This is a genomic window from Streptomyces sp. NPDC102451 (assembly GCF_044765485.1).
Lineage (GTDB): Bacteria > Actinomycetota > Actinomycetes > Streptomycetales > Streptomycetaceae > Streptomyces.
Genome location: NZ_JBIWKD010000006.1, coordinates 149,753 through 167,280, shown reverse-complemented (window position 1 = coordinate 167,280; position 17,528 = coordinate 149,753). Strand labels below are relative to the sequence as shown.

General features: G+C 70.2%; 18 protein-coding genes. 6 read left to right on the top strand and 12 right to left on the bottom strand.

Annotated features, from left to right (window positions below):
• Window positions 1-480: 480 nt before the first annotated feature.
• The gene (locus ACIRD8_RS16285) at window positions 481-942 is read right to left on the bottom strand and encodes a molybdenum cofactor biosynthesis protein MoaE (protein ID WP_403991118.1); all 462 of its coding nucleotides are present in this window, start codon (window positions 940-942) and stop codon (window positions 481-483) included.
• 133 nt (window positions 943-1,075) lie between these two features.
• On the bottom strand, window positions 1,076-2,218 hold the full coding sequence (locus ACIRD8_RS16280; RefSeq protein WP_403991116.1) for an SDR family oxidoreductase: 1,143 nt from the start codon (window positions 2,216-2,218) through the stop codon (window positions 1,076-1,078).
• A 191-nt stretch (window positions 2,219-2,409) separates the two neighbouring features.
• On the opposite strand from ACIRD8_RS16280, the gene ACIRD8_RS16275 reads away from it, so the two are divergent.
• Both ACIRD8_RS16275 and ACIRD8_RS16270 read left to right on the top strand, forming a co-directional pair.
• Window positions 2,410-3,861, top strand: coding sequence for a zinc-dependent metalloprotease (locus ACIRD8_RS16275; RefSeq protein WP_403991113.1), 1,452 nt, complete (start codon window positions 2,410-2,412; stop codon window positions 3,859-3,861).
• Complete coding sequence (locus ACIRD8_RS16270; protein WP_403991110.1) at window positions 3,858-4,433, top strand: NUDIX hydrolase; 576 nt, start codon at window positions 3,858-3,860, stop codon at window positions 4,431-4,433. The genes ACIRD8_RS16275 and ACIRD8_RS16270 overlap by 4 nt, the downstream gene beginning before the upstream one ends.
• A 66-nt stretch (window positions 4,434-4,499) precedes the next feature.
• Here the strand turns inward: ACIRD8_RS16270 and ACIRD8_RS16265 are convergent, their stop codons facing one another.
• The 4 genes from ACIRD8_RS16265 to ACIRD8_RS16250 all read right to left on the bottom strand — a co-directional run bounded on the left by ACIRD8_RS16265 (window position 4,500) and on the right by ACIRD8_RS16250 (window position 8,355).
• Entirely contained in the window at window positions 4,500-5,255 is a 756-nt protein-coding gene (locus ACIRD8_RS16265) for an AIM24 family protein (RefSeq protein ID WP_403991107.1), read from the bottom strand.
• Between the two features lie 19 nt (window positions 5,256-5,274).
• Complete coding sequence (locus ACIRD8_RS16260; RefSeq protein WP_403991104.1) at window positions 5,275-5,955, bottom strand: AIM24 family protein; 681 nt, start codon at window positions 5,953-5,955, stop codon at window positions 5,275-5,277.
• An 11-nt stretch (window positions 5,956-5,966) separates the two neighbouring features.
• On the bottom strand, window positions 5,967-7,625 hold the full coding sequence (locus ACIRD8_RS16255) for a TerD family protein (RefSeq protein ID WP_403991101.1): 1,659 nt from the start codon (window positions 7,623-7,625) through the stop codon (window positions 5,967-5,969).
• A gap of 106 nt (window positions 7,626-7,731) precedes the next feature.
• Window positions 7,732-8,355: a M48 family metallopeptidase gene (locus tag ACIRD8_RS16250; RefSeq protein ID WP_403991098.1), complete on the bottom strand. Its 624-nt coding sequence runs from the start codon at window positions 8,353-8,355 to the stop codon at window positions 7,732-7,734.
• Window positions 8,356-8,536: 181 nt separating this feature from the next.
• On the opposite strand from ACIRD8_RS16250, the gene ACIRD8_RS16245 reads away from it, so the two are divergent.
• Together ACIRD8_RS16245 and ACIRD8_RS16240 are read left to right on the top strand one after the other, a co-directional pair.
• Window positions 8,537-9,682, top strand: a complete 1,146-nt coding sequence (locus tag ACIRD8_RS16245) for a ThiF family adenylyltransferase (protein ID WP_403991095.1) — start codon at window positions 8,537-8,539, stop codon at window positions 9,680-9,682.
• A gap of 64 nt (window positions 9,683-9,746) precedes the next feature.
• Window positions 9,747-11,198, top strand: a complete 1,452-nt coding sequence (locus ACIRD8_RS16240) for an ABC1 kinase family protein (RefSeq protein WP_403991092.1) — start codon at window positions 9,747-9,749, stop codon at window positions 11,196-11,198.
• Between the two features lie 101 nt (window positions 11,199-11,299).
• Here the strand turns inward: ACIRD8_RS16240 and ACIRD8_RS16235 are convergent, their stop codons facing one another.
• From ACIRD8_RS16235 to ACIRD8_RS16215, 5 genes are all read right to left on the bottom strand, one after another.
• Entirely contained in the window at window positions 11,300-11,503 is a 204-nt protein-coding gene (locus tag ACIRD8_RS16235; protein ID WP_403991089.1) for a hypothetical protein, read from the bottom strand.
• A 153-nt stretch (window positions 11,504-11,656) separates the two neighbouring features.
• A complete protein-coding gene (locus ACIRD8_RS16230) occupies window positions 11,657-12,016 on the bottom strand; it encodes a hypothetical protein (RefSeq protein ID WP_403991086.1) in 360 nt (119 codons plus the stop codon).
• Window positions 12,013-12,381 carry a WhiB family transcriptional regulator gene (locus ACIRD8_RS16225; protein ID WP_033298139.1) on the bottom strand — a complete coding sequence of 123 codons (369 nt, stop codon included), beginning with the start codon at window positions 12,379-12,381 and terminating at the stop codon, window positions 12,013-12,015. Before ACIRD8_RS16225 ends, ACIRD8_RS16230 begins: the two co-directional genes overlap by 4 nt.
• Before the next feature lie 169 nt (window positions 12,382-12,550).
• Window positions 12,551-12,880 carry a hypothetical protein gene (locus tag ACIRD8_RS16220; RefSeq protein ID WP_403991083.1) on the bottom strand — a complete coding sequence of 110 codons (330 nt, stop codon included), beginning with the start codon at window positions 12,878-12,880 and terminating at the stop codon, window positions 12,551-12,553.
• Between the two features lie 167 nt (window positions 12,881-13,047).
• Window positions 13,048-15,270 (bottom strand): ATP-dependent DNA helicase UvrD2, encoded by a 2,223-nt coding sequence (locus ACIRD8_RS16215; RefSeq protein ID WP_403991080.1) that lies wholly within the window; start codon window positions 15,268-15,270, stop codon window positions 13,048-13,050.
• A 186-nt stretch (window positions 15,271-15,456) separates the two neighbouring features.
• Here ACIRD8_RS16215 and ACIRD8_RS16210 point away from each other — a divergent pair, with 186 nt between their 5' ends.
• Window positions 15,457-15,714 carry a mycoredoxin gene (locus tag ACIRD8_RS16210; protein WP_403991077.1) on the top strand — a complete coding sequence of 86 codons (258 nt, stop codon included), beginning with the start codon at window positions 15,457-15,459 and terminating at the stop codon, window positions 15,712-15,714.
• Between the two features lie 168 nt (window positions 15,715-15,882).
• Here ACIRD8_RS16210 and ACIRD8_RS16205 read toward each other — a convergent pair whose 3' ends face one another.
• Window positions 15,883-16,608, bottom strand: a complete 726-nt coding sequence (locus ACIRD8_RS16205; RefSeq protein WP_403991074.1) for a class I SAM-dependent methyltransferase — start codon at window positions 16,606-16,608, stop codon at window positions 15,883-15,885.
• Window positions 16,609-17,369: 761 nt separating this feature from the next.
• Between ACIRD8_RS16205 and ACIRD8_RS16200 the strand changes: the two genes are divergently transcribed.
• Complete coding sequence (locus ACIRD8_RS16200) at window positions 17,370-17,522, top strand: hypothetical protein (protein ID WP_403991071.1); 153 nt, start codon at window positions 17,370-17,372, stop codon at window positions 17,520-17,522.
• The last annotated feature ends 6 nt before the right edge of the window (window positions 17,523-17,528 follow it).

Below are 17,528 nucleotides of genomic sequence, written 5' to 3'. Positions count from 1 at the left end.
GGAACGACAGTACGGGAACGGCCTGTCAGTGCACCGTCGGGGCCGGTCCGTACGGGGCGGACGGCGGAGCGGGTGCGGGTCCGGGAAGGACCGGGGGACATCGCGCCTCGCTCGCTGCGCGGACTGCGCCTACGAGGAGCGGGTGCGGTGCGGAGTTGGCAACTGCGTACAGCTGCGGAGTCTCAGACGGCCTCGGAACCGGAGTGCGACTTCTCCATCGCTTCACGGAACCTGGCGTAGCCGGCGAGCTCGGTGACATCGCCGGTCGTTCGATTGCGGGCTGCCCACCCTCCCCATATCGCTGCGCCAAGAGCAGCTATAAGTGGAATCAACAGCCAAGCGAGTGCTGCCATCACGACCTCCCTACCCCATGAGCGACCGCAACTGACGATCAGAAGATTAACGACCTGCAGGACCAACGCTCATGGCAGGGGTGCGGTTACGCAAATCGGGGCTGATGCCCCCCGGGGCGGTTTGCGCTCAGCAGGCGCCGACCCACTCCTCCGTGCCGTCGGAGAAGCGCTGGTGCTTCCAGATCGGGACCTCGTGCTTGAGGTCGTCGATCAGCTTGCGGCAGGCCTCGAAGGCCTCACCCCGATGGGCGCAGGAGACGGCGACGACCACCGCCAGGTCGCCCACACCCAGTTCACCCACACGGTGGACGGCGGCCAGCGCCCGTACCGGGAACTCCGCCACCACCTTCTCGGCCACTCTGCGGAGCTCGTCGCCGGCCGTCGGATGGCAGGAGTATCCGAGGGAGCCGACGTCCTGCCCGTCGTCGTGGTTGCGCACCGTGCCGACGAAGAGCGCCATGCCTCCGGCGGCGTCGTCCCCGACCGCGCGGAAGACCTCGTCGACGGAGAGCGGTGTGTCACGGATGTCCAGAAGCCGGATCGGGTCCTGGGCCGCCTGCTCGCCGGGGTGGTTGTGGGTGCGTGCCATGGGGCCATCGTGCCGCACGGGACGCGTATCCCGGAATAGCGGTTTCGACCGGTGGCGTGCCGGTCCGCTTGGAGCCTCCTACCAGACGGGCGCGGGGCCCCTGCCGGGTGGCGAGGCCGGGCCGCCGTCCGCTCTAGAAACGCCGGCGCGCCTTGCGGGCCCGCCGGACCAGGGCCGCCGTACCGAGCAGTGCGACGGTCGCCCCCGCGGCACCCGCTGCGGTGGCGTCCTTGCGGCCGAGCCGCCGGCCGGCGACGGTGTGACGTCCCTCCACCTCTTCCAGGAGCGCTGCCAGGACCTCCTCGTTGGTCCACCGCGGGCGCCATCCCGCGTCGTGGAGCCGGCTCACGCTGACCACCCAGGGGTGCATGGTGTAGGCGAGGTCGCCCGCCGGTGACGGTGTGAGGCCGATGCGGTGCAGCCGGGCCGCGGCGCCGAGAGCGACGGCGGACGGCAGCTCCATGCGGCGCACCCCGGAGAGCTCCTCCACCTCCTCCTGTTCGAGCCAGCCGTCGCAGCCGACGGCGAACTCTCCCTCGATCTTCTCGAGAGCCGCGTACTCCAGGGCGCTGACCAGGTCGTCGACGTGACAGAACTGCCAGGCCGGGCGCGAGCCGGCGACGACCAGGAGCCTCGGGGACTCGAAGTACCGGGTGAGCGCCGTGTCCGTACCGCCGACCAGGACCGTGGGGCGCACGACCGTGACGTTGAGACCGGGGTGGGCACGGGGAGCGCGGCGGCCGAGCCGTTCGATCTCCAGCAGGTCGCCGACACCGGTGGCCTCCGCCGTGGCCCGCAGTTCCGCGTCCTCGGAGAGGGGGATGTCGTTGTCGGGCAGGGCGCCGTAGACCATCGCCGAGGTGCACAGCACCACCCGGTGGACGCCCACGGCCGCCGCCGCCGTGAGCACGGTCTGGGTACCGCGCACGTTGTACGCGGTACGGGCGGCGGGGTCGGTCTCCAGGTCGAGGTCGAGCGCCATGTGGACGACGACGTCCGCGCCGCGCAGCTTCTCGGCGATGGCGGGGTCCCGTACGTCCAGGATGTGCCAGGTCGCCTCGGAGACGTCCCCCCGGCGCTCGTCGATGGCGATGACCTGCTTGATCTCGTCGGATGCGGCGAGATGGGCGGTGAGCAGCTCACCGACGCCGGTCGCGGCACCGGTGACCGCGACGACCGGGCCGCGGTTTCGGGAAAGATTTTTCGTGGGCTTGCTTTCGGGCGAGGGGTCGGCCAGGTTTCGCGCTGCGCGAACCTGCGGATCTGGGGAACTCACCGGGCGTCTCCAGCGGTTGTCTTCAGTACGTACCCGAATGACGCGTACGTACCAGGTGGCGTCCATCCTGCCGCAGGCCGGGAGCCGGCGGAGCACTGAGGGCCCAAGCGGTCTTCGGTGTCTACGCTGGATGGTGATGTCGGGCAGTCGCCGTCGGTTCGAGCCGGCGGCCCTACGAGCCGAGGAAACCCGTGAGTGACACCCCATTCGGATTCGGCCTTCCGCCGGAGGAGCCGGAAGACGGCGACGAAGGCAAGAAGAAGGACCCCACCGGTGGTGGGCAGGGCTCGGGCGGGCCGGCGAACCCGTTCGGCTTCGGGCCCGGCGCGGGCGGGGACAACCCGTTCGCCGCGATGTTCGGCTCCATGAACCCGAACGACCTGGGTGCGGCCTTCCAGCAGCTCGGCCAGATGCTGAGCTACGAGGGCGGCCCGGTCAACTGGGACATGGCCAAGCAGATCGCCCGCCAGACGGTGTCGCAGGGCACCACGGACGGCAGCAAGGACGCCAGCGTCGGGCCCGCCGAGCGGACCTCCGTCGACGAGGCGCTGCGTCTCGCCGACCTGTGGCTGGACGGCGTGACGTCGCTGCCCTCGGGTTCCGTGTCGACGGTGGCGTGGAGCCGCGCCGAGTGGGTCGAGGCGTCCCTGCCCACGTGGCAGCAGCTGGTGGACCCGGTGGCCGAGCGTGTCGGCCTGGCCATGGGCGATGTCCTGCCGGAGGAGATGCAGGCCATGGCCGGCCCGCTGATCGGCATGATGCGGTCCATGGGCGGTGCCATGTTCGGCCAGCAGATCGGCCAGGCCGTGGGCACGCTCGCCGGTGAGGTCGTCGGCTCGACCGACATCGGCCTCCCGCTGGCGCCGGCCGGCAAGGCCGCGCTGCTCCCGCTGAACGTCGAGCGGTTCGGCAAGGACCTGAGCGTTCCGCAGGACGAGGTCCGGCTGTACCTGGCGCTGCGCGAGGCGGCCCACCAGCGGCTCTTCGCCCACGTCCCGTGGCTGCGCTCGCACCTGTTCGGCGCGGTCGAGGCCTACGCCCGTGGGATCAAGGTCGACACCAGCAAGCTGGAGGACGTCGTCGGTCAGTTCGACCCGTCGCAGCCCGAGCAGCTGCAGGACGCTCTCCAGCAGGGCATGTTCCAGCCGGAGGACACCCCGGAGCAGAAGGCGTCGCTGGCCCGCCTGGAGACCGCTCTCGCCCTCGTCGAGGGCTGGGTGGACGCGGTGGTGCACGAGGCCGCGAAGTCCCGGCTGACCTCGGCAGACGCGCTGCGCGAGACGATGCGCAGGCGCCGGGCGTCCGGCGGTCCCGCCGAGCAGACCTTCGCCACGCTCATCGGGCTCCAGCTGCGGCCTCGCCGGCTGCGGGACGCGTCGCGGCTGTGGGCCTCGCTCACGGACGCCCGGGGCGTCGACGGCCGCGACGGCCTGTGGGAGCACCCGGACATGCTTCCGACGGCCCGGGACCTGGACGACCCGGACGGCTTCGTCCACCACGAGCAGCTGGACTTCTCCGAGTTGGACAAGATGCTCGGCGAAGCGGCGAAGGGCCCGCAGAAGCCCGCCGCCGAGGCGCAGGGCGAGGACGAGCCCGGCGACGAGGACCCGAAGAGCGACGGCAAGGACGACTCCGGCAAGTGAGCCTGCACGACGACGCGGTTTCGGTACTCGAGGGTTACGACGGTGGTGACGGGGGCGACGGGGGCGACGCGCAGCAGGCGGAGCTGCGCCGGACGTACCTGGACCATCTGGCCGGGCATCCCGACGGCATGTGGAAGGCGTGCGGAGCGGGACACCTGACGGCCAGCGCGCTGGTGATCGCCCCGGAGCGCGGCACGGTCCTGCTGACGCTGCACAGGAAGCTGCGGATGTGGCTGCAGATGGGCGGGCACTGCGAGCCGCGGGACGCCACCCTGGCGGCGGCCGCCCTGCGCGAGGCCACGGAGGAGTCGGGGATTCCCGGGCTCACCCTGCTGCCCGGCGGGCCCGTGCGGCTGGACCGGCATCCCATCCCGGCGCCCTGCAACTGGCACCTCGACGTGCAGTACGCGGCGACGGCGTCGCCCGGGGCGGTGGAGCGGATCAGCGACGAGTCCCTCGATCTGCGCTGGTTCCCCTACGACGAGGTGGCGGGGGTGGCGGACGCCTCGGTCGGGCGGCTGCTGGAGAGCACCCTCGTACGACTGGATCAAGGCCGTCAGAAAGGCCGTTAGACACGGGTGAGGGGCGGCTTCCACCGGAAACCGCCCCTCATTCCCGCACCCGGCCGAGCGGCCGGCTCAGTTCCAGGCGTTGTTCTGGTTCTGACCGTGCGCGCCGTGCTGGCCCATACCGAACTGGGCCGCGGCCCCCTGGCCGATCTGGGCGTGCTGCGGCGGCAGCACCTCACTCGGCTGGACGAGGGCGAACCCCTGACCGAGGAAGCTCAGCTCCCAGCCCTCCCCCGTGTTGCCACGGCGCCGGAAGACTCCCGAGGAGTGGGTCTGGGCCTGCATCTGGACCCTCAGCCCGCTCGACCAGGCGACGATCGCGTCGGCGTCGGCGTTGACGTACTTGTCGGGGGTGACCTGCATCATCAGCGGCTGGCCGGAGGTCATCAGGGCGACCTTGCCGGTTCCGGAGATGTTGAGCTGGTACTTGCCGGTGCCGGAGATGCCGTACTGGCTGTCCACCGCGATGACCTCGGTGTGCAGCGAGGAGTCCAGCGCGAGGACGTAGGCGCTGTCGACCGTCATGCCCTCGTGGTCGACGTCGACCACGTGGATGTACTGGGCGAGGTTGGCCAGATAGACCGTGCCCTGGCCGGAGCAGCGCATCAGGTCGAGGCCTTCGCCGGTGTTCCTGCGGGCGCGGCGCTGGCCCTGCGACTGGTACTCACCGTCGAACTCCATGAGCCCCTGGTAGGCGACCATGGCGCCCTTGCGGGCGAGGACGTCGTCGTGACCGGCCAGCGAGACCCGCAGGAGCTGCGGGTTCTGGACGGTGTAGCGGTCCTGCGACTGCTGTTCGGTGTGGCTGAAAAGCGGACTCTGCATGATGTGTGGTTCCCCCCGCTCAGTTCCGGATCCGCAGGCGGTCGGTACTGTCCTCGCTCGGCTGGACGACGACGATCCCCTGGCCCGAGAAGGCCATCTGGTACGCCTCTCCGCTGCCCCGCCCGATGAGCGAGCCCGCCTTGAAGCTGCGCTTGCCCTTCACCTTGAGGTTCGGGGACCACGCGACGAGAGCGTCGGGGTCGACGTACGTCTCGTCCTCGCCCCGGCCGCAGTCGACGACGATCGGTGTGCCGCGCGAGGTGATGGCGACCCACCCCGTGCCCTGGATCGCGACGTTCCACAGGCCCTGGCCGGCGAACTTGGCCAGCCCCTTGACCCGCTCCACACCCCAGGTGAGGTGGCTGTCGAACGCCAGGAGGTTCGTGCCGTTGACCGAGAGCGAGTCGTTGTTGAGGTTGATGACGACCACGTCGGCGCCGTAGTCGGCGAGGTAGAGCAGTCCGTCGCCGGCGCACTTCATCAGGGGTGTGCCCTCGCCGGTGATCCACTGGGACGCGATCTGGCGGACGGCGGGCGGGTTAGGTTCGTACTGGATGAAGCCCTCGTAGGCCACCATCGAGCCGGTCCGCGCGTAGAGGTCCTGGCCTGTGGCCATGGCGACCTTGAGCATGGTGTGGCCGTGGTTCTCCATGCGGGCCGTGACGGGGGTCGGGGCGAAGCCCGCGAGCTGCTGATTCATGACGGGCTCCCTCAGACCTCGTAGGGCTGGACGACGATGAAGTTCCCGGGGGCTCCCCGGAACTGGAGGTTCACGGTCTCCCCGCTGTGGCCCGGGTACGCGTTGCGGCGCAGCCGGACCTGGCTGGAGATGATCACCTGGGACGCGGACGACCAGGCCACCACCGCGTTGCAGTCGGCGAAGGTGGTCGGCGTGACCGGCAGGACGACCGGCACACCGTGGGTCTTGACGACGACGGTGCCGGTGCCCTGGAACTGCATGGTGAACAGGGCGCCGCCGGGGATCCCGTGGCCTTCGATCCTTCGGACCTCGTACTGGAGGGACTCGTCGAACGCGAGGACGCTCTCCGCGGAGACACAGATGCCGTCGCCCTGCAGTTCGATGGGGTGCAGATGCGACCCTTCCTCGGCGAGGAAGACCTGGCCACGGCCGGTACAGCGCATGAGCTGCATTTCCTGGCCCGTCGCGTTGCCGACCATGCGGCCCGCAAAGCCGGCGCCCTTGTAACCGAAGTCGACCTTGCCCTGGTACATCACCATGCTGCCCTGACGGGCCAGCACCGGGGTGCCGCCCATCGTGAGGTCGACCCGCATGAGCTGCTGGTTCTGCGAGGTCCAGCGCTGCCCGGTGGCCGCTTCCTTGTAGGGCTGCAGGGCGGCCTGCAGGCCTGCGCCACCGGCGGGAACACCCTGGGGCACGCCTTGCGGCACACCTGGGTGCATGCCGGGGGGCTGCTGCCCGAACTGCGCCGGGGGCTGCTGCCCGAACGGCGGTGCGCCCGGGGGCTGCTGCTGTCCGAACGGCGGGGCGCCCGGGGGCTGCTGCCCGTAAGGCGGCGCGCCCTGCCCCGGGACCTGGCCGAACTGCGGCTGCTGGGGCGGCTGACCGTACGGGGCGGGCGCCGGTGCCGGTGCGTGCGGCGCCGGTGCGTGCGGCGCCGGTGCCATGGGGGCCGCGATGGTCGGCGCGGCGTGCATCGGCTGCTGCTGCGGCGCGGGAGCGGGCGCCGGAGGCGCGCCGAAGGCCGGTGCGGGCTGCGGCGCCTGGGGAGCGGCCGGAGCACCGAACGCAGGAGGCGCTGAAGCCTGGGCGGGCGGCGCGAACGAGGGGGCGGCGCCCTGGGGCGGCTCGGCGGGAGCCTCTTCGGCGACCTCCCCGCCGAAGTTCTTGAGCAGCGCGTCGAGTCCGCCGTCGAAGCCCTGGCCGACCGCGGCGAACCGCCAGACGTCCTTGAGGTAGAAGTCGCCGAGCATGACCGCGCGCTCGGTGGTGAACTCCGAACCGGTGAAGGCGTACTTCACCACTTCCTCGCCGCCCGCCACGATCCGGATGTATCCGGGGCCGACCTGCGACATCTGCCCGGCACCGTCGAGCGTCGCGGTGAAGGACAGCTTGTGGATGTTCGCCGGAATACGGTCGAGGGTGACGCGGAACGATTCGGTGTCACCGGCCTGGGCGCCGAGAAGCTGAATGGACTCCTCAGGCGATTTCGGCTGGTTGAAGAAGATGAAATACCGGTCGTCGGAGAGCTGCTCGTTGGCGTCGAGACCGAAGCAGCTGATGTCGAACGTCAGGCCGGGGCCCGCGATCTGCACACCTACGTACAGATCCGTCCCTGACGTGAGATCACTGATCTTGGCCTTGTGGCCGCGTTGAAATTCCCTGGCCATGCGTAACGACCGTCCCCCATCCCGAAGGTGAATGCGTCGCGTCAGGCTAACCGCAAACCACGACATCGAGCCAAGCCGGTACAGACCCGGTACAGAATCGGCGAACTCACTCTTCGCGGGCGGCGGGCAGATGCGGGAGCCGGTCGGCCGCCACGACTCCCTCGAGGTAGCCCCGCGCACGCTCGGTACGGGGGTACGCCTCCAGGAGCCGCCAGAAACGCGGCCCGTGGCCCGGGACCAGCAGATGGGCCAGCTCATGGAGGAGCACGTAGTCGAGGACGTACTCAGGCATCCCCTGCAGGCGGTGCGAGAGGCGGATGCTTCCCTCGGCGGGGGTGCAGGAGCCCCAGCGGGTGTTCTGATTGGTCACCCAGCGCACGGAGGCGGGCCGCGCCCGGCCGTCGAGATACTGACCGGAGAGCCGCTCCGCGCGGTCGGCGAGCTCACTGTCGCCGATGACGCGCCTGCTCTCCTGCGCGGCGAGCTTGTCGAGCATCACGCCGACCCAGCGCTGCTCCTCGGCCTCCGACATCCGGGCCGGGATGAGCACGATGGTGCGGTCGCCCTCCCGGTACGCGGAGACCGTTCTGCTGCGCCGGGTGCTCCTGCGGACCTCGACCGCGCTCGTCACCGATGCGCGGGGCTGCTGGGTGGCGGGGCTGCGCTGCTTGCGTCCGGCGCTGCGCGCAGGGGTCTCCCCGGCGAGACCGGGAGAGGGGTCGGCGGGCACGACACGACGTTACCCGCTGGCGGTGCGGGAAGTCCCGCCCCCTCGACGGTCCCGCGTTGATCCACTTCTCGGCTTGCACCATTTGAACGACTAATACCCCAGCCTGTGGATAACTTTCGGCCCGTTTCGCCGCCATGTTGCATTCTGGCAACGGACCCCGACACCCGACCTGGGAGAAGTCATGCACCCGATGCTGAAGCCCGCACTCCGCCGGGCATGGCGTGGACGGAACACCGTGCAATTCGGTGTGACGCCCGCACACGCGGTAACGCTGGGGCCGATGGATATCGCCACCGGCAGCTTTCTGGAACTGCTCGACGGAACACGCGGACTTCCCCTGCTCCGTGAAGAGGCCCGGGCTCTGGACCTGTCGGACCGTCATGTGGACATTCTCGTATCGCGCCTCACGGAGGCCGGGCTGCTGGACGATCCGGATGCGGGCGGTCCGGAGGCCGACGCCTTACGCCGACGGGCCGAGACCCTCGAGCGGCAGCGCCCCGACGCGGCGGCGCTCTCCGTGGTCCACCCGACGCCCGGCAGTGGGCTGCGGAGGCTCGCCGCCCGGCGCGCGATGCGGGTCCAGGTGCGCGGAGCGGGCAGGGTCGGTGCGGCGATCGCGGCGGTGCTGTCCGGGTCGGGGGTGGGTCACGTCGAGGTGCTCGACGGTGGCCGCACCGAACCCTGGGACGTCGCACCGGGCGGCCTCCCGGCCTCGTCGGTCGGGGAGCGCCGGGACACGGCGGCCCGGCAGCTGGTGCGCAGGTCGGCGGTCGGCGGGCCGCCACGGTCGGGCGGGGCGGCCGAGGCCCCTCCACATGGCGGACCCGCCCTGTCCCTGATCGTGGTGGCGCCCAGGGACGGGCTCTCCGTCTATGTCCCCGATCCGGACATCGCGGCACCGTGGATCGCCTCGGGTACGCCGCATCTCTATGCGGGAGTGATCGAAGCCACCGGGGTGGTAGGGCCCTTGGTGCTGCCCGGAGGCACCGGCTGCGCGGGCTGTCTGGCGTTGCACCGCGCCGAGAGGGACCCCCAGTGGCCACGGATGCTCGCGCAGTGGCGCTCCGGGCGGCGCACCTGCGTGCAGGCCTGCGATCTGGGTCTGGCGACCGCGGTGGCCGGCCTCGCGGCGGCCCACGCGCTGTCCTTTCTCGACGGGGAGCTGCCCGCCAGCACGGGGGCACGCTGGGAGGCCGCCATGCCGATGCTGGACTGGCGGTCGGAGCCGCTGGGGCCCCACGCCGACTGCGCCTGTGGTGCCGCCGGGCACACTGAGGTGGAGCTCACCCCCGCGGCCGGGGCCACGCAGGACACAATGGCCGGGTGACCGCCGCCGACGGAGCGGAACCGGATACTCACGCCGCACGGCAGTCTGGGAACTGGAGGGGCACATGTCTGATCTTCCCCGGAAGGCGGTCACCCGTACCGCGAAGCTGGCAGCCCTGCCGCTCGGCTTCGCCGGCCGTGCCACGTGGGGGCTGGGCAAGCGGATCGGCGGGAAGTCCGCCGAGATAGTGGCCCGCGAGGTCCAGCAGCGCACGGCGGACCAGCTCTTCAAGGTCCTCGGCGAGCTGAAGGGCGGTGCGATGAAGCTCGGACAGGCCCTGTCCGTCTTCGAGTCCGCACTGCCGGAGGATGTGGCGGGCCCCTACCGTGCGGCGCTGACCAAGCTGCAGGAGGCGGCACCGCCCATGCCGACCCACACGGTCCACGGGGTGCTGGCGGAGCGGCTCGGCGAGGACTGGCGGGAGCTGTTCACCGAGTTCGAGGACCGGCCCTCCGCCGCGGCCTCGATCGGACAGGTCCACCGCGCCGTGTGGCACGACGGGCGCGACGTCGCCGTGAAGGTGCAGTACCCGGGCGCCGGCGAGGCGTTGCTGTCGGACCTCACCCAACTCAGCCGCTTCGCACGGCTGCTGGGCCCCCTCATTCCCGGGATGGACATCAAGCCGCTCATCACGGAGCTGCGCGACCGGGTGTCCGAGGAGCTGGACTACGAGCTGGAGGCCCGCGCCCAGCAGGAGCACGCCGCCGAGTTCGAGGCGGATCCGGATGTGGTGATCCCCGGAGTGGTGCACCAGTCCGAGCAGGTGCTGGTCACGGAGTGGATCGACGGAATTCCGCTGTCGGAGGTGATCGCTGACGGCACGCCGGAGCAGCGGGACCGGGCGGGCCAGTTGCTGGCGCGTTTCCTGTTCTCGGGGCCGGCACGCACCGGCCTGCTGCACGCGGATCCGCATCCGGGCAACTTCCGGCTGCTCCCCCCGGCGGATACGGCCACCGGGGACGCGGAGGCACGCGGCGGGGACGAGCCCGGCGCGGACGGTGCGCCGTGGCGTCTGGGGGTGCTCGACTTCGGCACGGTGGACCGGCTTCCGGGTGGTCTGCCGCAGACCATCGGTGACGCCCTGCGGATGACGCTGGAGGGTGACGCCGACGCTGTCTACGCCATGCTGCGCGAGGCCGGCTTCGTCAGGGAGTCCATCGATCTCGAACCGGACGCCGTGCTCGGCTATCTACTCCCCATCATCGAGCCCGCGCAGGCGGACGAGTTCACCTTCACCCGCTCCTGGCTGCGCAGCCAGGCCGCCCGGATCGCCGACCCTCGCTCACCGGCACATCAGTTGGGCAAACAGCTGAACCTGCCCCCGTCCTACCTGCTGATACACCGCGTGACGCTGAGCACGATCGGGGTGCTGTGCCAGCTGGGCGCGACGGTCCGTCTGCGCGACGAACTGGAGTCCTGGCTGCCGGGGTTCCTCCTGGAGTACGAACCCGACGAGGACAGCACCGCGGACGGCGCAAAGGTCAGCGCCGGGGAGGGCGCGGCGGTCGAGGTGTAGCCGAGGCCTGGAGGAGGGCGCGGCTGCCGCGCCGCCGGGGAACCCGGGAGTTCGGGATACGGGCGGGGACCGGGTTCCGCTTCCTCGTCCTCGGCCCCGGGTCACCACCAGGCCGAGTCGAGTCTGCCCTCGATCGCCCGCAGGTGGGTGCGCGCGCAGTCCTCGCAGAAGTACTGGCGCCTGCCGTTCTCCACTGAGCAGAGCCACGTCAAGGGGGGCGGGTCCGACTCCGCGGTGGTGCCGCAGCGGGCACACGCCACGTGGTCGGCGACCGGTTCCACGGGGTGTTGAGTCTCCTCGTCCACCTCGCGACGATAACGCCGAGGGCCGGGCGGCGCGCGCCGGAACGCACTGCGGGGCCGGCCTGTTCGGGCCGGCCCCGCTGATGGGGAGGGTGGCTGCCTGAGGGCCGAGCGGTGGCCCGGCAGCCGTGGTGCGCCGTACTGCTGGTGGAGCCGTCAGTGCATGACGGCCATGGCCAGCGCGCGGCGGGCGCGCATCGAGGCGCGCTCCGCACGGCGCTGCATCCGCCGGGCGGCCACCAGGCGCACTGCCTGACGTCCTTGCTCGGCCTCCCTCAGGCGGTCGTGCATATGCGCACGAGCCAGGGCTTCTGGGATGAGTTGCATCTCGCGGGTCCTGTTCTGGCGCGAGTCGTTCGCGCCGATGATGGTGACGTCCGGGGTCGCGGAGCCGACGGGCTCCCTCGTGGTGGTGGTCATTGGTGCCTGATTCCGGGGGTCATGAGTCTGGGGACGGTCGATGGTTCCGATGCGCTTCGTTCGTGTGGGGGCCATGACCCCCAGGCCGGCGGTCACGCCGCGACCGGGTTCTTACGCGGACGGCCACGGGGCCGCTTGCGGGCGACGACGACGCCCTGGACGAAGAGCTCGCCACCCCAGACGCCCCACGGCTCGCGCCGCTCCTTGGCTCCGGCGAGACAGGCCTCGACCAGCGGACAGGTACGGCAGAGGGACTTGGCGTACTCGACGTCGGCCGGGGACTCGGCGAAGAAGACCTCCGGGTCGTACGAGCGGCAGGGGACGGGCACGCCGAGGTTCTCGATGGCGTCGTCGAGCGCGGTGAGCGCGGTGAGGGGGATCAAGGTGGAGTCCTCCGTGAGGCCGGGCGGGGAGATCGTGTCGGAAGGCGGTACGGACGGGGCGTGCGTCTCGAGTTGCACGGTGGCGTTGTCCTCGTCTGGTCGTGCCGGCCTGTTGGCCGGTTGGCGGCTGGTACCAGGTCCTGCTGTCCCGAGGCTCCTTCGTCTCGTCTCATCCGTTCGGACAAAACAAAAGGGCCGCGGATCCCGAGTGGGGTTCCGCGGCCCTGAAGGCGCCGGCCTGATCGGATCAGGCTGGATCACTCCAGGGTTCAGGCCCACGGAAGGCCCACATCGTGTGGTGCTGCGTCGTCTGCTTCTTGGCTCCGGCACCGGCTGCGGCTGCCGCAAAGGCATAGGCCGAGGCCTGTCCCTTCACTACTGCTGCTTCCGGTGCCTCGGTCGGTCGCTCATTGCGCTCCCGCACGGGCAGGCTCGCCAGAGAGAGCGGGCTGACCAGGGAGATGCCGGACACACCGGTGCCGCGGAGCGAGAGCTCCGAAGAGCGGGCGAGGCCGAGCGAGCAGGTGGAGACGACCGACGGATCGGTCATTTTGATGGTGTTGATGATGCTGATCACGACAATCGCCTCCTCTCGGCGTCTCAAGGGACCGGCCGGGGCCGATCCTGCGGTATTCGGATAAGTACAGCACGGAGTCAGGGCTTCAGAGAAGTCGCTGTTCCCGTGGTTAAGAACCTATGGTGATGACTGCTGCGGGCGCAAACTATTTTTTCGACGAGTTTTTCTCACACGTCGTCCCCGCCCCCCTCAGCTTCCTGACCCACCGTCCGGCCTGCGCAGATGGCCAGCACGTCGGCCCCGAACCTGGTCAGCTTCCGGTTGCCGACACCGGCGATGACGACAAGCTCGCCCTCGCTGTCCGGCGCCGCCTCGGCGATCGCCATCAGTGTCTTGTCGGTGAAGACGCAGTAGGCGGGCTGGCTGATCTCTTTCGCCCGGTCCGCGCGCCACTCGCGCAGCCGCTCGTACAGCCCCTCGTCCATGTCCGAGGGACAGTCCTCGCAGCGCATCAGTTTCATCTCGCCGGCCTCGGTGAGCGTCCTGCCGCAGACCCGGCACCGCGCCGGACCCCTCCGGCCCGCCCTGACCGGCCTCTCCGCACCGGCGCCGCCCGTGCCCGCACGGGAGCCGCGGTCGATACCGCCGCCTCCTCCGGCGCCGCCCCGCGTGCCCAGCGCCGCCGAGCCGGGCCGCAGCCCGTTCAGGAAGCGGGTCGCCCGGCGGTTCCCGCGGCCACCCGGCGACCGGGACAGCGCCCAGGACAGCGAGAGGTGGAAGCGGGCCCGGGTGACTCCGACGTACAGCAGGCGGCGTTCCTCCTCGACCTGTTCGTCCGTCTTGGCGTAGGCGATCGGCATCATGCCCTCGGTCAGCCCGACGAGGAACGCGGCGTCCCACTCCAGGCCCTTAGCCGAGTGCAGCGACGCTAGGGTGACGCCCTGGACCGTGGGGGCGTGCTGGGCGGCGGCCCGTTCGTCGAGCTCGGCCACGAGATCGGAGAGCGTGGCGCCCGGTTTGGCCTGTTCGAAGTCCTCGGCCAGCCGCACCAGCGCGGCGAGGGACTCCCAGCGGTCCCGCACCGCGCCCGATCCGGCGGGCGGCTTGGAGGTCCATCCCTTGGTGGAGAGCACGGCCCGCACCTCGGAGGGCAGGTCGTCGGCGCCGTCGAGCAGCGAGTCGTTGCCCCCCGCGCGGGCGGCACCGCGCAGTGCGACCCCGGCCTCCCGCACCTCCGGCCGGTCGAAGAAGCGCTCGGCGCCGCGGAGCTGGTAGGGCACGCCCGCGTCCGCCAGTGCCTGCTCGTAGACCTCGGACTGGGAGTTGACGCGGTACAGCACGGCGATCTCACCGGCCGGGACGCCCGCGGCGATCAGGTCGCGGATCCGGCGTGCGGTGCCCTCGGCCTCGGCCGGCTCGTCCGCGTACTCCGTGTAGACGGGCTCGGGGCCCTTGTCCCGCTGCGAGACGAGCTCCAGCCGGTGTTCGGCCGCCCTGCCCCGGGCCTGGCTCAGCAGGCCGTTGGCCAGGTGGACTACCTGGGGCGTGGAGCGGTAGTCGCGCACCAGCTTGACCACGGTCGCGTCCGGATGGCGGGTGCGGAAGTTCAGCAGGTGGTCGGGGGTGGCGCCGGTGAAGGAGTAGATCGTCTGACCGGCGTCGCCGACGACGCAGAGGTCGTCCCGGTCGCCGAGCCAGAGGTCGAGGAGCCGCTGCTGGAGCGGGCTGACGTCCTGGTACTCGTCGACGACGAAGTGCTGGTACTGACGGCGCACATGCTCGGCGATGTCGTGGCGGTCCTGGAGGATGCCGACGGTGAGCAGCAGCACGTCCTCGAAGTCGATCACCGAGCGGTCGCGCTTCAGCTGCTCGTACATCGCGTAGATCTGCGAGAGCTCGGCCGGGTCGCGCGGGGCGTCGCGCTGGGTCTTGGCCACCGCGGCCGGATAGTCGGCGGGGACGGTCTGGGTGACCTTGGCCCACTCGATCTCGCTGGTGGTGTCCCGCAGCTCGTTGCGGTCGAGCCGGATCCCGCAGCGGGCAGCGGCCTCGGCGACCAGCTGGACCTTGCGCTCCACCAGACGCGGGAGCTCGCCACCGACTGCTTTCGGCCAGAAGTACTGGAGCTGGCGCAGGGCCGCCGAGTGGAAGGTCCGGGCCTGCACGCCGGTCGCGCCGAGCTGGCGGAGCCGGCCCCGCATCTCCCCGGCCGCACGGTTGGTGAAGGTGACGGCGAGCACGGTCGCCGGCTGGAGGATTCCGGCACGCACCCCGTAGGCGATGCGGTGCGTGATCGCCCGCGTCTTGCCCGTCCCGGCTCCGGCCAGCACGCACACGGGCCCGCCGAGGGCCAGCGCCACCTCGCGCTGCTCCGGGTCGAGCCCGTCGAGCACGGCGTCCGCGGTGTCGGGGACCTGGGGGAAGAGGGTGGAATGCGTTGCTGCTGTCACCCTGCCATGCTGCCAGGTCGGGAGGGACCGGAGCGGCGGTTGTCCACAGGGGGTGCCGTTCGTCATACCGGTACGGGGAAACCAGGGAGGCCGCGGGGAATGGCCGTCACGTCCCGTACGTTCCCTCCATGCGGGAGCGTACGGCCCGCATCCAGCGAGACGGACAGACGAAGGAGCACCGACGACATGCCGGGCACTGTGACGATGTACAGCACCACGTGGTGCGGCTACTGCCGCCGGCTCAAGGGGCAGATGGACCGCGAAGGCATCGCGTACACCGAGGTCAACATCGAGCAGGACCCGGATTCGGCGGCTTTCGTCGAGAAGGCGAATGGCGGGAACCAGACGGTCCCGACTGTGCTGGTAGTTCCCTCCAACGGTGGCGCTGAGGTCGTGATGACGAACCCGAGCCTTGCCCAGGTGAAGCAGGCGCTCGCGGTCTGACGCTCTCCATCGCTTCGCCCCCTCTGGTCAAGGTCACCGGAGGGGGCCGCTCTGCATGTTTGGTTTTCGGGACGTCTACTACTGGTCACGCTGCGCCACGGTCGTTGTCCTGCGCCATGGAACCTTGAGGGTGCGTCATCGAATTCGAGTGGCATGGATCACCGAAGATCACGGACGTCGTGCCAGGAAGACGAACTCCCTTCCTGGGCGGTCGGGCGCATCGCGAACGTCATCCACCACGTATCCATGCGCGACCAGGTCCCGCTCGACTTCCTCCCGCTCGCGGAAACGCAGCGTCGAATCCGACGTCAACACCAGTCCGTCCACTGCGAACCTGTAGCTCCAGCGGAACGTCACCAGAGGCCAGCTCACCTCAGCCAGCTGAACCCAGCTCTCGACGGAGCCGACGCCTGAGATCTCGGTCACGCGGTAGGAGTTCTCTCGGGTCCACTCTTCCCAGGCGCGTCTGGCCGGATCGCGCGTCTCGAAGACCAGATGCCCTCCAGGCCGCAGTGCTTCGTGGGCTCCCCGTAGCGTCTTCTGCCATGTATGCGGATCAGCGATGGCCTGGGCGACGTTCGCTGTCATCGTCGCGAGGTCAACCTGCAGCGGTGGGAGGTCTGCCGCGTCACCGCAGATCCAGCGCACTCGCTCACTTCCCGGCTTGGCCCGAGCGACGTCGATGGACGCCCTGGCGGGATCCACGCCGACGACCTTGATCTCGCGGTCGGCCAGGAGAAGTGCGAACACCCCCGTGCCGCAGCCGATGTCCAGTACTCGTTGCGCCTCGAACTCTTCTGCCATCTCCAGGTATGCATCGAGGTCGCTGCGGTCAGGGTCGAGGGGATCGTAGATCGCGGCGAGTCGTGGATGCGTGAAGCAGTCGTCAGCCATGCGGCCGAACGTATGCAGGGCTGGGGCCGAACAGCTACTGAGTTTCGTCGACAGTTCCCCTACGGCATCAGCGCACGGCAGAGCGCGGCGGCGGAGGGGTGGGGTATGACCCCCTGGCCAGTGCTTGCCGACCGCCGGGTCTTACCGGCCCAAATCCTGCCACGGTTCCGGGGTCCGTCTGAGAGGCGCCTCACATGTGATGACCTGCGCCTTTGTCTCTGGTGAGCTGTAGATTTTGGAGTCCTTTTGAGTCTTCAGAGAAGGGAAGCCCGAGATATAGGAACATGTATGGCGCCGTGCGTTGGTGCGCTCTGGCATGAAGCCCGCAGAGAAGTTGGTCGGCGTTGCGATGGCGCTGTATGCGGACTACGAGACGGGCCAGAACGCATGCCCGTCCAACGGGACGATCGCAGGGAACTCGGCTACGGCGGGAAGGCTCCAGAGCAGACGGTCAACAAGATCGTCGGCAGGCTGCGTAAGGCCGGCTGGCTCACGAAGACGGGCAAAGTACCGGACGGCCCGGTGATCTACCGGCTCACGTTGCCGAAGCAGGGCGGTATGGCTGAGGAGCCATACAACCTACATACCTTCAAGAGCGACGGCGATGGAAGCAGCAAGCCGGTAGGCGAAGAGCGGCCCCCGGCAGGGGGCCGACAGGGCGAAGACGAAGAGCGCAAGCAACCAGCGACGGTGGGCCGCGTGAGCGGCCCCCAGGAGGAGGACAAAGGCGCTGGCTCTCTTGGGGGCCTTCGGCCCCCTCCTTGCCCTTCGTAGACCTGGCGACGGTCAAGCAAGGGGAGCGCCGCCGGAAGTGGTTCGGCGAGTCGTACACAGCTCCCCTGCCAGCCGACTTCGACTACGACAACTCGGCCAATCGGCTCCGCGAGGCCGAACACGAGCCGCCGCCCTTCTGACTCGGA